This is a genomic window from Halomonas sp. IOP_6 (assembly GCF_021151565.1).
GTDB classification, from domain to species: Bacteria; Pseudomonadota; Gammaproteobacteria; order Pseudomonadales; family Halomonadaceae; genus Vreelandella; species Vreelandella alkaliphila.
The window spans coordinates 140618-154477 of sequence record NZ_JAIRBO010000006.1 but is presented as its reverse complement, the minus strand read 5'-3'; the positions used below and the strand labels follow the sequence as shown (position 1 = coordinate 154477).

The 13860-nt window shown below is 51.1% G+C and carries 16 protein-coding genes; 10 read left to right on the top strand and 6 right to left on the bottom strand.

Annotation, left to right across the window (positions count from 1 at the left end; translation table 11 throughout):
• The first annotated feature begins 373 nt into the window (after window positions 1–373).
• From K7H08_RS12805 to K7H08_RS12790, 4 genes are all read left to right on the top strand, one after another.
• Window positions 374–508 (top strand): entericidin A/B family lipoprotein, encoded by a 135-nt coding sequence (locus K7H08_RS12805; RefSeq protein WP_231658174.1) that lies wholly within the window; start codon window positions 374–376, stop codon window positions 506–508.
• Between the two features lie 5 nt (window positions 509–513).
• Window positions 514–1026 (top strand): YqiA/YcfP family alpha/beta fold hydrolase, encoded by a 513-nt coding sequence (locus K7H08_RS12800; RefSeq protein ID WP_231658173.1) that lies wholly within the window; start codon window positions 514–516, stop codon window positions 1024–1026.
• Between the two features lie 210 nt (window positions 1027–1236).
• Window positions 1237–1413: a DUF6435 family protein gene (locus tag K7H08_RS12795; protein WP_120385915.1), complete on the top strand. Its 177-nt coding sequence runs from the start codon at window positions 1237–1239 to the stop codon at window positions 1411–1413.
• Window positions 1414–1425: 12 nt separating this feature from the next.
• The gene (locus K7H08_RS12790; RefSeq protein ID WP_231658171.1) at window positions 1426–2274 is read left to right on the top strand and encodes a ChaN family lipoprotein; all 849 of its coding nucleotides are present in this window, start codon (window positions 1426–1428) and stop codon (window positions 2272–2274) included.
• Window positions 2275–2353: 79 nt separating this feature from the next.
• On the opposite strand, the gene glnG is transcribed toward K7H08_RS12790, so the two are convergent.
• The 3 genes from glnG to glnA all read right to left on the bottom strand — a co-directional run bounded on the left by glnG (window position 2354) and on the right by glnA (window position 6605).
• Complete coding sequence (glnG, locus tag K7H08_RS12785) at window positions 2354–3784, bottom strand: nitrogen regulation protein NR(I) (protein WP_038480486.1); 1431 nt, start codon at window positions 3782–3784, stop codon at window positions 2354–2356.
• Window positions 3781–4839: a nitrogen regulation protein NR(II) gene (gene glnL / locus K7H08_RS12780; RefSeq protein WP_089039987.1), complete on the bottom strand. Its 1059-nt coding sequence runs from the start codon at window positions 4837–4839 to the stop codon at window positions 3781–3783. Before glnL ends, glnG begins: the two co-directional genes overlap by 4 nt.
• Window positions 4840–5198: 359 nt before the next feature.
• On the bottom strand, window positions 5199–6605 hold the full coding sequence (glnA, locus tag K7H08_RS12775; protein ID WP_038480480.1) for a glutamate--ammonia ligase: 1407 nt from the start codon (window positions 6603–6605) through the stop codon (window positions 5199–5201).
• 471 nt (window positions 6606–7076) lie between these two features.
• Between glnA and K7H08_RS12770 the strand changes: the two genes are divergently transcribed.
• Together K7H08_RS12770 and K7H08_RS12760 are read left to right on the top strand one after the other, a co-directional pair.
• Window positions 7077–7700, top strand: a complete 624-nt coding sequence (locus K7H08_RS12770; RefSeq protein WP_231658169.1) for a hypothetical protein — start codon at window positions 7077–7079, stop codon at window positions 7698–7700.
• 409 nt (window positions 7701–8109) lie between these two features.
• Window positions 8110–8415, top strand: a complete 306-nt coding sequence (locus tag K7H08_RS12760; protein ID WP_095604389.1) for a hypothetical protein — start codon at window positions 8110–8112, stop codon at window positions 8413–8415.
• A gap of 78 nt (window positions 8416–8493) precedes the next feature.
• On the opposite strand, the gene K7H08_RS12755 is transcribed toward K7H08_RS12760, so the two are convergent.
• On the bottom strand, window positions 8494–9300 hold the full coding sequence (locus tag K7H08_RS12755) for a mechanosensitive ion channel family protein (protein ID WP_198349550.1): 807 nt from the start codon (window positions 9298–9300) through the stop codon (window positions 8494–8496).
• Window positions 9301–9605: 305 nt separating this feature from the next.
• Here K7H08_RS12755 and K7H08_RS12750 point away from each other — a divergent pair, with 305 nt between their 5' ends.
• Window positions 9606–9758, top strand: a complete 153-nt coding sequence (locus tag K7H08_RS12750) for a hypothetical protein (RefSeq protein WP_231658168.1) — start codon at window positions 9606–9608, stop codon at window positions 9756–9758.
• A 113-nt stretch (window positions 9759–9871) separates the two neighbouring features.
• Here the strand turns inward: K7H08_RS12750 and K7H08_RS12745 are convergent, their stop codons facing one another.
• Complete coding sequence (locus K7H08_RS12745) at window positions 9872–10954, bottom strand: type I restriction endonuclease (RefSeq protein WP_231658167.1); 1083 nt, start codon at window positions 10952–10954, stop codon at window positions 9872–9874.
• A 25-nt stretch (window positions 10955–10979) separates the two neighbouring features.
• Window positions 10980–11168 (bottom strand): S24 family peptidase, encoded by a 189-nt coding sequence (locus K7H08_RS18510; RefSeq protein ID WP_442908341.1) that lies wholly within the window; start codon window positions 11166–11168, stop codon window positions 10980–10982.
• Window positions 11169–11275: 107 nt separating this feature from the next.
• Here K7H08_RS18510 and K7H08_RS12740 point away from each other — a divergent pair, with 107 nt between their 5' ends.
• The 3 genes from K7H08_RS12740 (at window position 11276) to K7H08_RS12730 (ending at window position 13847) form a co-directional block, all read left to right on the top strand.
• Window positions 11276–11938: a hypothetical protein gene (locus tag K7H08_RS12740; RefSeq protein ID WP_038480446.1), complete on the top strand. Its 663-nt coding sequence runs from the start codon at window positions 11276–11278 to the stop codon at window positions 11936–11938.
• 300 nt (window positions 11939–12238) lie between these two features.
• Window positions 12239–12973 carry a metal ABC transporter ATP-binding protein gene (locus K7H08_RS12735; RefSeq protein ID WP_038486467.1) on the top strand — a complete coding sequence of 245 codons (735 nt, stop codon included), beginning with the start codon at window positions 12239–12241 and terminating at the stop codon, window positions 12971–12973.
• The gene (locus tag K7H08_RS12730) at window positions 12957–13847 is read left to right on the top strand and encodes a metal ABC transporter permease (RefSeq protein ID WP_009723865.1); all 891 of its coding nucleotides are present in this window, start codon (window positions 12957–12959) and stop codon (window positions 13845–13847) included. Before K7H08_RS12735 ends, K7H08_RS12730 begins: the two co-directional genes overlap by 17 nt.
• Window positions 13848–13860 lie beyond the last annotated feature (13 nt).

Sequence of the window (13860 nt, the reverse complement as noted above, 5' to 3'; positions counted from 1 at the left end):
TTAGCCTGCTCACGCTTGTTTACTCATTGTGGCTAAAATTGCTGCGAAGCGTTTTTGGCGATTAACTTCACTTAAAAATTAGAATCACAACATTACTGCTGTAGGTAGTCAGGTTATTGCAGACAACAGGCCAAGCGCCACTTTTAACGCAAAAATATACTATAAACAACACCTTAAAAACAAAAAGCAATACCAGGCTAAGAGACAAACGCCGCTATTTAATGGCTAAAACTGACACATGCGACAAAATCACACGGCCAGCTAGCACTCAAACGATGGGAAATTGATGGCACCAACTGCCTGCAACGATTATTTTTAATGACAGCGTACCTAAAGTCTCTCTACAAGCGCTCAGCTGATGAGGATTCTTTCGATGAAGCGTGCAATGGCGATCAGTTTATTGATGATGGTGACACTTCTGGTAATAAGCGGCTGCAATACTATCCGCGGCGCAGGCGAAGACATTGAGCGCGGCGGCGAAGCTATTCAGCGCTCCGCAGGTAGTTAATGGCTATGATGACCGTATACCTTTCACACGGCCTGGAAAGCGGACCTGGCGCTTTGAAAGTACAAGCGTTAAAAGGGGTTGCTGAGCAGCTAGATAACTGCGAACCCGTGGTCATGGATTACCGTGGTATGAAGGAGCCCCAGGAGCGTTTAGAGCATTTGCTTGCCGTGATTGCCGAGCGAAACGACACGCTTGCTAACTGCGTTATGGCGGGCTCCAGCCTCGGCGGATGGTTAAGTGCAGCGGTTAGTGCCCAGGAACCTGTGTTAGGTTGTTTTTTATTAGCCCCTGCTCTTGGCTTGCCAGATTACCCGCAAACCTCAATCACACTGCAAGCACAACACACGCATATCATTCATGGATGGCGAGATGATGTCGTACCGCCAGGCCCAGTCATTGAACATGCCCGCTGTCAGCGACTTTCACTACGCATGATTGACGATGACCATCGCCTGCAGAACAGTCTCGATACAATACTTTCCGATTTCGAGCGGTTTTTAGAGCTGTGTCTTCAATAGTGATGTCTTTAAAACTATGTCTTTAAAAACTATGTCCTTAAAAACTGTGTCCTTAAAAAAACATACCTTTGAAAATAGCGCTCTTAAAGCCGCGCTATTTAGCTCAACATGGATCGCAAACGTACTTCTGATAACGAAGTGTTACAACAAATAGTCGACATACGCCAAACAAAGCTATACAAGTAGTGTACAAGCCATAGGAGAATGCTCATGTTTGGTCTATTTAAGCGCGATCCCAAGAAAAAGCTCCAGCAAGATTACGAGCGTAAATTACAGGCAGCAATGGAAGCTTCACGCAATGGTGACATGAGAGCGAACGCGACATTGACGGAGGAAGCAGAAGCTATTCTGACTGAGATCAATCGCCTTAAAGCAGAAGAACGCTAGGACACAACGCCCATGCGCCATCATTTCATCGCTGCCATGGCTCTAGGCTGGCTACCTTTAGCGGCTCATGCTAGCTGCCCTATTCCCGGCCAGTGGTGGCAATCGCAACATGCTGTTGCTAACAGCGCTGTTTTAGCCCAAGCAATACAGCATCAGGTTGTCCTATTGGGCGAGCAACATGATGCCATTGACCACCACCGTTGGCAGTTGCACACCCTAGCGGGGCTTTACGCGCTGCGTGACGATATGGTTATCGGGTTAGAAATGCTGCCCCGGGAAGCGCAACCCGTGCTCGATGATTGGGTTGCGGGCTTGTTATCCGAAGAAGCGCTGTTGGAGCAGTCCGGCTGGGAGGAGAACTGGGGGTTTGATGCTGACCTTTACTTACCCATTCTCCATTTCGCGCGTGTTCAACAGATTCCTCTGATCGCCTTAAACATTACTCCCGAGCTGCGTCAGCGCTTAGCTCGTGACGGCTTCAGCAGCGTGCCTGCCGACCAGCGGCATCATATACCTGCACCGCTACCGCCAAGCGCTGGCTATGAAATGCGCTTAAAAGACGTATTTGACCAGCATGCAATGGATGGCGACGACCCCGCTATGCTGAGACGCTTTTTACAGGCCCAACTTAGCTGGGACGTCGCGATGGCTGAAGGGCTGGCTAACGCCGCCGTAGAGGGTAAATTGGCCGTTGGCTTAATGGGTTTAGGCCATGTGATTTATCACGATGGTGTGCCCCACCAACTTGATGGGCTAGGGGTGGATCACACCTTCAGCTTACTGCCCTGGTCAACAGAAACCTGTGAGCCACCCGACCCTGCATTAGCAGATGCTGTTTTTGTACTGCCAGCGGCGGAGTAACCGCTAACAGATGGGTTGCGAATAGATTGATCGCGAATAGATTGGTCACTAACAGGTTATTCGTTAAAAGAATGGTCAGTTAGGCATCATCTGCCAGCGCAGGCAGCAGCGTTTTCAATTTACGGGTAAGAGTATTGCGCCCCCAGCCGAGTAATTCGGCGGCTTCCCCTTTGCGTCCACCGGTATGTTTCAGTGCCGTTTCAATCAGAATGCGCTCAAAATCCGGCACGGCTTCCTCCAACAGGTGGGTATGGCCTTCCGCCAGGGCGTGGTCAGCCCAATCCCTGAACGCGGAACGCCAATCGCCATAAACACTACCTTCGGAAGCGTTGACCGAGCGCAGCTCTGGGGGCAAGTCCTCAATGAGAATTTCGCGGCCAGAAGCCATTACCGTTAGCCAACGGCAAATATTTTCTAATTGACGAACATTACCCGGCCACGGCAAACGAGTAAGGTGCGCTTCTGCTTCGGGCGTTAACACTTTGATATCTGTGGTCAGCTCTTTGGCAGCTTCCGCTAAGAAATGACGCGTTAAACGCGGAATATCCTCCCGACGCTCGGAAAGGCGCGGCAGATGAACGCGAATCACGTTTAAGCGGTGGAACAAGTCCTCCCGGAACCGCCCATCGTCAACTAACGATTCCAGGTTCTGATGGGTAGCAGCAATAATACGTACATCGACTTTCACAGGGGTATGGCCGCCCACGCGATAGAATTCACCATCTGCTAACACACGTAGCAAGCGCGTTTGCGTTTCAGCGGGCATGTCACCAATTTCATCGAGAAACAGCGTTCCGCCGTTAGCCTGTTCAAAGCGACCTTGGCGCTGTTGCGCTGCCCCTGTAAACGCGCCCTTCTCATGGCCGAATAGTTCAGACTCAATCAAGTCCCGGGGAATCGCTGCCATGTTCAGCGCAATAAACGGCTTGCCCGCTCGTGGGCTATGTTGATGGAGCGCCTGAGCAACACGCTCTTTACCGGTGCCAGACTCACCGTTAATTAACACCGTGATGTGGGAGTGGGAAAGCCGCCCTATGGCGCGAAACACTTCCTGCATAGCAGGTGCTTCACCAATAATCTCAGCACTCAACCCTTCCGGTACGCTGACCGGGCGCTGACGCTCTCTTGCATGAGCGACCGCACGACGCACCAGCGCCAGCGCTTCGTCCACATCAAAGGGTTTCGGCAGGTATTCAAAGGCGCCCCCTTGGTAAGACGCCACGGCACTGTCGAGGTCCGAATGCGCGGTCATAACAATCACAGGCAGGTCAGGGTGTGCATCACGCACCCGGGACATTAAATCCAGCCCATCAATGCCGGGCATACGAATGTCAGTCACCAGGACATCCGGTGGATTTTCTAACAGTCGCTCCAGCGCGGTATCGGCGCGTTCAATACACTCTATATCCAGGTCTGGCTGCGCTAAGGCCCGCTCTAATACCCAACGGATGGCGCGGTCATCATCGACAATAACCACTCGTGCCACATCGGTTTGTGTCGCCTCAGTCATGACGCTTCTCCGGTGAAATTAACAACCAATGGAATCAGTAAACGAAATTCGGTATGTCCTGGGCGTGAGTCGCATTCGATCAATCCTTGATGTTGGTGCAAAATCGATTGAGCAATTGATAGCCCTAGGCCGCTACCTTCAGCGCGCCCAGACACCATGGGATAGAAAAGCGTTTCACGTAACGTTTCAGGTATGCCAGGGCCATTATCAATAACCCCCACTTCACTGACTAAACGATGGCGTTCAGCCCCCAGCGTAAATTGGCGGCGTGCGCGGGTGCGCAACATAAGCTCCGGCGAAGGCGTTGCTGCATCACTCATGGCCTGTACCGCGTTACGTGCCACATTCAACACCGCTTGGATCATTTGAGATTCATCGCCAGAAAGATCCGGCAAACTCGGGTCATAATCACGACGGATCTCCACATGCGGATGCTCGGCAATCAGCAGTGCTCGCACCCGCTCTAACACCTTATGGATATTGACCGGCTCATGTTTGACGATGCGATTGGGGCCCAACATGGAGTCGACCAAATCTCGCAGCCGATCCACCTCTTCCACAATAATATGGGTGAATTCACGTAGTGCAGGATCGTCCAGATCGCGCTCCAATAATTGGGCAGCACCGCGAATCCCGCCTAAGGGATTTTTAACTTCATGAGCCAAGCCCCGCGCCAACACTTTGATGGTCTCTTGCCGGGTGGTCAGCGCTTCTTCCCGGGAAATCTGCATTAGCCGATCACGGGGCTCTACTTCGAGTAATAGTTCATCGGCTGAAAGCGGGGTCACGGTGTAGTCCACCGTTAATGGCTCGCTGTTCAGCGGCGTAATACGTGCTTCGCGTTGGGTATAGGGATGAAAGGCATCCCGCGCTTTAGCGAGGACATCATCAATACTCTCATCGCCCCCTAACAGCGTGTCTAAACTAATGCCCTGCACACGGCTAAAACTCACCGCTAGCAACGCTTCCGCTGCCGGATTCATCCAGCGAACGCGGAGTTCACCGTCTAGCAGTAAGACTGCGGTGGTGAGGTGTTCAAGTAAGCGCTGGTACATGGCGTATCCTGAAGCGTCGCTGTAAAAAATAGCGTTATCGAGCGTATGAAAGAGAAACTGCAAAAAGCGCGCCAATTGACCACTTGCACGGCTAATGAGCAGGGGGCGGGGATGTAGCGAGCCGTTATAGCGCAGTCCTAGCAGTCAGTTTGTCACTTATTGCACCATTATAGTGCACATGACTCATCAACAATAAAAATACTCACCGCATCAGTGCGGTGCCGCAGACAGCGCTCTCCCCTTGCAAACAGACCTCTTCGTTTCACTATTCAGTGGTATAAAAAAACCCCGCCGAAGCGGGGTTTTAGGCCAGTCACACCCGAGGGGGTGGTACTAGCTGCTGTGCTTAGCAATCGCTCTTAACAGCTGTAGTACATATCGAACTCAATCGGGTGAGTGGTCATGCGAATGCGCTCCACTTCTTCCATCTTGAGGTCGATGTATGCATCGATCATATCATCAGTAAACACGCCACCTTCGGTCAAGAACGCGCGGTCTGCATCGAGTGCTTCCAACGCTTGGTCCAGGCTGTTGGCAACGGTCGGTACTGACTTACCTTCTTCAGGCGGCAGGTCGTACAAGTTCTTATCCATGGCATCGCCAGGATGAATCTTATTCTTAATACCGTCGATACCCGCCATCAGCAGAGCCGCGAACGCCAGGTAGGGGTTAGCGGTCGGGTCAGGGAAACGTGTTTCAACACGCTTGCCTTTCGGGCTAGCGGTGTACGGAATACGGATAGAGGCAGAACGGTTACGAGCGCTGTAGGCCAGCATAACCGGCGCTTCAAAGCCTGGCACCAAACGCTTATATGAGTTGGTAGACGCGTTAGTGAAGGCGTTCAGAGCACGAGCGTGCTTGATCACACCGCCAATGTAGTAAAGCGCCATTTCAGAAAGCCCAGCGTACTCGTCACCCGCGAACTGGTTCTGACCATCTTTCCAGAACGACTGGTGTACGTGCATACCAGACCCGTTGTCACCAACAAGCGGCTTCGGCATGAACGTAGCGGTTTTGCCGTAAGCGTGAGCCACGTTGTGGATCACGTATTTCATTTCCTGAACTTCGTCAGCTTTCTTCACCAGCGTGTTGAATTTAACGCCGATTTCGTTCTGACCCGCGTTAGCAACCTCGTGGTGGTGAACCTCAACGGTCTGGCCAATCGCTTCCAGGGTGTTACACATTGCACCACGAATGTCGTGGAAGCTATCAACCGGGGGAACCGGGAAGTAGCCGCCTTTAACGCGCGGGCGGTGCCCCAAGTTGCCGCCTTCTACCTGATTACTGGTCGCCCAAGCGCCTTCATCAGAGGTAATTTTGTACATGGAACCCTGAATGTCAGATTTCCAATGGACTTCGTCAAAAATGAAGAACTCAGGCTCAGGGCCAAAGAAGGCGGTGTCGCCCAGACCGGTGGACTGCAGGTAAGCTTCTGCGCGCTTGGCAATAGAACGCGGGTCACGGTCATAGCCCTGCATAGTGGCAGGCTCGATGATATCGCAACGCAGGATCAGGGTAGCGTCTTCGGTGAAGGGGTCGAGGAAACCAGTACCATCTTCAGGGCGAAGAATCATGTCGGATTCGTTGATGCCTTTCCAGCCCTCGATAGAGGAACCATCGAACATCTGACCATTTTCGAAAAACTCTTCGTCCACGTCCCGTGCCGGTACGGTGACGTGCTGCTCTTTACCGCGCGTGTCGGTGAAACGCAGATCTACCCATTTAACATCATGTTCTTCGATTAGCGCGAGAGTCTTGGCTGACATAGTGTCCTCCGGTATGAACGTGGCTTAAGCTTTTGACAGTAAGCTACCGATAAAAGAGTTATTAAACAAACCGGCTATCGTTGTAGCACGCCGAGAGGCATCTGCCTACGACCCGCTAGCCGCTGCCTAATACTAAGCACGGAACATGCCAACCTTGCACCAATATGGCATAAAAAAACAACAAGCAGTTGTTTTATAAAAGATAAAAAATAAAACACTGTGCTTCTTCATGTAGCATAATGCTCTGCGAAAGAACGAACTTAGCCCTAAAAAGGCACTTAGCTCAGAAAAACGCACCAATAAAGACCAACCAGAGACCCGCAAGCACCAGCATGGTGCATATAAAGCATCTATTATTTTCCTCATCACTGTAAACTTTAGCTTGATACCAAAAGAAACTCACACCTACAATTGATTACAAACAGATAGATTTAATAACAAACAGGTTTCACAACACAGGAAGCCACTCACATGGGCACGGTCTGCTTTATTGTTGATGCGTCAGTCACAGGTGCCCTTTTACCACGTCACCTGCGCGCTATTCGCCAAACAGCCTTTGCAGACCACACACTTCCCATTATCGTGACTAGCGCCACCACCGATCCACGCATTCCGGACATTGAGCAACGCTACCGCGCACACTTTCTCGTTACCCCTTCCCAGCCACTGGGCGCAAGGATCAATCAAGCAGCATATCTCAGCCAAGCTGATTGGTTACTGATTGCAATGCAACAACGGCCGCTAACAGCCAAACTGTGGTGTTTACTTTATCCCCAGCTAGACACGTACACGCTGGATGCTTTTTTGATTGGCAGCGAACCACCCCGCTTATCCGAACGCTTACTCCAGTGCTTTTTAGGCGCAGGCGTCGCTGTTCCTCCCTACATAGCAATCAGGCGCACGTGGTTAGAACGCTTAGGTGGCTTAGACCCAGAGCTAGATGAAGCAGCGCTTGCTGATTTACTACAGCGCCTTTACGCATGCCCTACCCGTTTACAAACGTTCAGCCTGGAAGCATCAGGGCTTACCCGTGACTCGCCATCAAGGAGTAACAAACCCTATCGACCTCCCCCCAACTCGCATACGGATACTTAACGTCTCTTATAGCCTAGGATCTCCTGTTGGTTAAACGCTCAAACGCTTACCCAATAGCATTGCCCCCGCCGTCATAGTGTTAAACATACTATTCAACACGATTGAGCCAAACAAATACCAAACGAGTACGCATGGATATAACGCACCCAGCGTGGCGCTTTACGACCTTTTAAGTAATGCATTAACCAACGTGCAAACAGCACACAGAAAGGTATTACCCCCACTTTTTTTGAAGATAAGTTCTTTTGAAGACAAGTTTTTTTGAAGAGGAAGCTATTCAACCAGCGAATGTAAGTGCAGTGGATCCACGGCACCTCAATACTTCAGCAGTGATTGGCTCGATCACGCCAACGCACACTACACTTAAACATCACGCTATATGATACCGCTCAACAAAAGGACACTGACAATGCATCAGCATATCGAATGGGACGAACCTGGCAGCGCAAGCGTTGTAGAGTTTTTTAAGAATGACCCCGACCACACTCCGCCCTACCCAGGCGCCATGCTCTCCGCCCGTTATCTAGGCCGCATTGTGCGGGTAAAAGTAGAAGCCTATCGTGAAGAAGATGCCGTCAGCATCGGCAGCGTTGCCGCCATTCTTGACCGTCACGGGCAGCATCACGAATCCCACCACAAGCTTAACGTAGGCGATATCGTCCGACTTCCCGATGACAAACGCGCTATGGAACGCTGGGACGAGGAAGATCAATAGTAACCACCATCACAAACTACGAAAGCAAGGCGCGCCCTTTAAAGGGCGCGCCTTGCCAAACCGTATCAACGGAAAAGTTCACCCCGCTTTCTGAATTTCTACTGAATGCGGGTAAGGTATTGAAACACCTTGCTTATCAAAAGCTTCTTTGACAGCTTTCGTCATATCAAATTTCACATCCCAATAGTCCGCAGCATCGACCCAAAGCCGCACGGTAAGGTCCACACTACTGGCCCCCAGGTTAGTGACTTTTATCCAAGGCGCGGGATCACCATGGATACGGTTGTCAGCCTCGGCCAGCCCCCTGATGATCGCCATGGCCTGATCTGCATCATCGTCATAACCAATCCCGAACTCAAGATCAACACGGCGTGTCGAGTGATGAGAGAAATTAGTGATAATAGCCCCCCAAGCCTGTCCATTAGGCACAATAATTTGCACGTTGTCAGGCGTCACTAACTCGGTCACGAACAGATTGAGATCCTTAACCGTACCGGATGTGCCCCCAATATCCACAAACTGACCCAGCTTGTAAGGACGAAACATAATCAGCATAAACCCCGCCGCTAAATCACTGAGCGTGCCCTGTAACGCCAGGCCAATAGCCAGCGTGGCAGCCCCCAATACAGCAACCAGAGAGGTAGCCTGAATACCAAACAGACCGAGTACCGTAATCAATACAACCAGTAGAATGACCCACTTCACCAAGGCTGCAAGGAAGTTGCCCAGAGTTGGGTCTATACGCGGTATCGCATTCACCCGCTTACGCACTAAGCTGCTGACTACCCCTGCGACAACCCAGCCCACAATCAACACCAACAATGCTTTCACGGCATTGATGATCAAAGGAACATAAGCCCCAAATTGCTCAAGAAAGTTTTCCACGACGTAATATCCTCTAGATGGCAGTTACCGAAACACACAGCAATCATTATCTTAAAGCAGTTTTATTTTGGAACATTCTCTTCCTCACCATATTTAACAATTCAAGCACCATCGTGCTGATGGCGCCGAAACTAAGAGAGTATTCACAACGGTTGAACGCTGAATTACCTGGACGGCAACATCCAACTTACTAATTAATGAAGGTAATGCACATTTCGAGTAGCGCGGCGTAAGCGTTAGCGCACCCGCGAAAGCGACCCGGCAGGTGTACATTTATGGCGGTGAGCAGATAGGTAGTGCGGAATTTGTACCACTCAAGCGGGGGCGATGCGGACTGTGGTGGCGTGCATGGCCGCGATGGTGATGTGGCTGTTTCCAACGGTCGGATGCATGTACACCCGGCATGGTTGGGCATTGGCTTGCATTTGTTGACTCCAAGCTGTGGTGGTTACAGCTGACATTTGCAGACGTCGCAAAACACAAGGTAAATATGCTTACCTTATGAACCAATTTGTAAGCTTTATTTACCTTGCCGGGCGAAAACAAGCCGGCACAAGACCGGCTTTAGGGATCATTCGTAGCCTTTTACAACGGCTATCAGAGCGTCTCTGTGATTGAAGATATCAGTCAGTGCATTTAGATCGTGCTTAACTGATTCATTATCTTGACGAATTTCAATTCTTTTTAAGCTTTTGGAATTGAAGTGAAGGCGACAGATTGGCTTACGATTGTTGTCATCAAGCAGCACGGCGCAATACGACTTTGCATCTCGCATGAAAACCCTTTCAGGAGCTACTTCGCTGGCAACGATAGCCCGAACCATGTTGTAACCATCGATCTCCTCCTGAGTCGTGACTATCTCATCATCTGTATTTTGAGAAGGTTCTTCGGAGTCCACCTGAATGGACTGTAAGTTAACAGCACCTGACTCATCGCCACTTGTCGTAGCTAATGCCTGTTTGAGCCTTAGAGAAACCTGCTCTTTGATGTGTTGAGCCATTGCGTCGCGGATGATCGGTGTGAATTCATCAAGAACTTGCTGAGTCATCCGTCCATCAAAGAAATCTTGAGCGATGAATTTGATGAATTCGCGGGGCGGTTCTTTAAGCATTTTGCTGAATGATGCCATCGCGAGATTGGTGTATTTCAGCCGATTTGCAGTACTAAGAATGGTGTCGACGTTAAAAACAGGCTTAGCAAATTTCTTCAGTTCTTCAATATCCCTTTCGTTATAGTCAGTCAGACGAAAGGTAAAAAATGGTCTGTTATCTAGCTTGTTTGTGTCATCAAGATCTGAGTAAAAGCGGTACTCAATGCCATTGGTTAAAATCGCAAACTTTGCTTCCGTGCAATTGAAATAGCGGTAGAGCTGGCTGAATTGTGCATCTGCAAGATCTGTCGTACGGGGCTTACATTCGATGAGGATTGAAAGCACACCATCATTTTTGATGGCGTAGTCGACCTTCTCGCCTTTCTTCAAGCCAACGTCAGCCGTAAATTCAGGCAGTACCTCGGTTGGATTGAAAACGTCATATCCTAAGCTTTGTATAAATGGCATGACCATCGCATTTTTCGTCGCTTCTTCGTTGACGATGTGGTCAAGCTGCTCTCTGGCACGGCTAGCCAGTGTTGCGATTTTTTGTGCTATCTCCATGTTCCCTGCCTTTTTAGTTGGTTTGCTACATCCTCCCAAATGCCCAACGCCCTAAAAAACGAGCGCAAATTTGGAAGTTATCTATTTCGTAGCTGGGATACAGCGTATTGTCAGATATAACTCTAATTCGGTTTCCAGGTAAATGCTGAAGACGTTTAACGTGTACTTGGCCGTCTAATTGAAAAAGAACTCCATCTAACCATTCTTTACCCAACCTCGCTATTGACCTTAGTCATACTTAGCCCACACCGATTCCACGCTAGCGCCTTTGGTTCAACGTGCTACGCTTCGCGTTACTTTTTATTATTTGGGTGATTCGCTATGCCGATGTTTCGTGTGTTGGCGGCTTCCGCGCTGGTGCTGCTCACGCTGTCTACGCAAACCCAGGCCCAAACGTCTGCTGACTGGTCGGCTTACGATGAGGTGTTTGAGCGTGGGGCGAACCACGCAGCGTGGTGGGAGGCAGGCTGGACGGGCATTTATGCGGCGAGTTTTGCGCTGAATGCTTACCAGTCAAGCGAGGCTAGTAGCCGCGATGATCGTTTTGATGCGCGGGTGGGGGTGGTGAAGTCGGCGCTGGCTCTCGGGGGCATGTTGATCGATCGGCAGCCGCATCAGGCGGCACTGGTTGAGTACGAGCGCTTGAAGGCACGTGGTGAGTTAAGCGGCGTACAGGCACTCGGCTTAGAGCTTGCTCAGGCGGAGCGTGAGCGCCGTGGGTTTGATGCACGCATTAGTTCACTGGTGGTCAATAGCCTGGCTGGGGCCGTGATTGCCGCCGATGGTCGTGAACGGGATGGTGCCGTGAACTTTGCCACCGGCATGTTGGTAAGTGAGCTACAAATTTGGACGCAGCCCAACCAGGCTTCTAGCGCAATTAACCGTTTTCAACCTGCTCGCCTCTCAGTTGGGCCTGTCACGTTGAACGGTGAATACGCACTGCTTGTCTCACCCCAGCAAATTGGCGCTGCTTGGCGCTATTAGCCGCGTAGTAATCGCCGCACACCATGGTCATGTTAAAAACATTGTCAGTGCAACAGGATTGTCAGCACACCAGGAGCGCGTAAAATATCGGGCTCTTTTTTGGTTTTACCAATTGTTATGTTATAACTTATTTATTGGTTAGCGAGGACACTCAATGAGTGAGCATATGCATCGCCATAACAAGGAAGGTCCTTGTCATTTTTCGCTGATGTCATTATCTGCCGCGAAGCGGTTGGGTCTAGTGGCACTGCCGCTGCTGGGTTTATGGGGTTTAGTTTTGTGGGCAAGTGGGTGGCCGCTATGAGTGAACGTTCACTTTCACGCCTGCAACTGCATGATTTGCACCTTGCCCAAGGCGGGCGCACGGTGCTTGAGCATGTCGATGGTGACATAAAACCTGGTGCTATTACGGCGCTTATCGGCGCCAACGGGGCGGGCAAAAGCACGTTGATCCAGGCGATTATGGGTGAACTGCGGCCTATTAGCGGCAAAGTGATTTGCACCGTTGATAAAGCACGCCGCGCATGGTTACCGCAGCAACTGGCTCTGGACCTTACCTTTCCGATGAGCGTGGAAGAGTTGGTGATGACCGGCAGTTGGCCAAGCCATGGGGCGCTGAAAGGCTACTGTGCGGCGCATTATCGCAAGGGTCGCGACATCATGGCGCGCTTAGGCATTTCTCATTTGGCCCACCGCCCTTTGGGTGAGCTTTCCGGTGGCCAGCGCCAGCGGGCGCTGATTGGCCGTACGTTGATGCAGGAAGCGGAGCTTTTGTTACTGGATGAGCCGTTTGCCAACGTAGATAGCGATACGGTGGATATCTTGATTCGTATTTTGCGCCAAATGGCTGATGAAGGCGTGACCATCATTATTGTGCTGCACGACATGGATCATCTGAGCCGCCTAGCCGATGAAGTTTTGATGCTAAGTGGTGGCCATGGTCGCTGGGTCGCGCCTAGTGCGCTTAGCCACCAACATGCATCGGCCAAGGTAGTGCCGTTTGCTTTGGGAGGTCGTCATGCTGGCACTGCTTGATGCATGGTTTGTTGCACCTTTTGATTATGGCTTTATGCGACGTGCGGTCGTGGGTGGCTTGGCACTTTCGCTGGCTGCCCCGCCGCTGGGCGTGTTTTTGGTGCTACGGGGCATGAGCCTGATTGGCGATGCGATGGCGCACGCTATTTTGCCTGGGGTGGCGCTGGGCTTTTTACTCGCAGGGTTCTCTCTGCCGGTAATGAGCGCCGGGGGCGTTCTGTTCGGCGTGATGGTGGCGTTACTTGCCGGTGCAGTGTCGAAAATGGGCGGCCAGCGGGAAGATGCGGCTATGGCGAGTTTTTTTATTATCTCGCTGGCAGCCGGAGTATTACTCATTTCTATGGGTGGCAGCAGCGTGGATTTAACCCATGTGCTGTTCGGCTCAATTTTGGCGATTAACTCCACAGCGCTACTGCTCATTGCCTCTATCAGCACACTGATTGTGATTATTTTGGCGATCATTTTCCGCGCGTTGGTCGTGGAGTGTTTAGACCCGCTGTTTTTACGCGGGCAAAGCCGCCGTAGCAGTTGGGTACATAGCGTTTTTTTAGGGCTATTGGTGCTTAATTTAACCGCGGGTTTCCAAACCTTGGGCACGTTAATGGCGGTGGGTTTAATGATGCTGCCTGCCACTGCGGCGCGGTTTTGGAGCAAGCGGCTGGAAGGCTTGATAGGTATTGCCGTGGTATTGGCCATGATCGCCAGTACCGGCGGGCTATTGATTTCGTTTCATCTTGATACCCCGTCAGGGCCGAGCATTATTCTGCTGGCTGGGGTGGGTTATCTACTGTCGGCACTGTTCGGCCGCTATCACAGCTTAGCCGCTAAGCTGCGGCGTAAGACAACGCCGCTGGCGCTTGAACAGTCGTCATAACTCTTTGTTATTT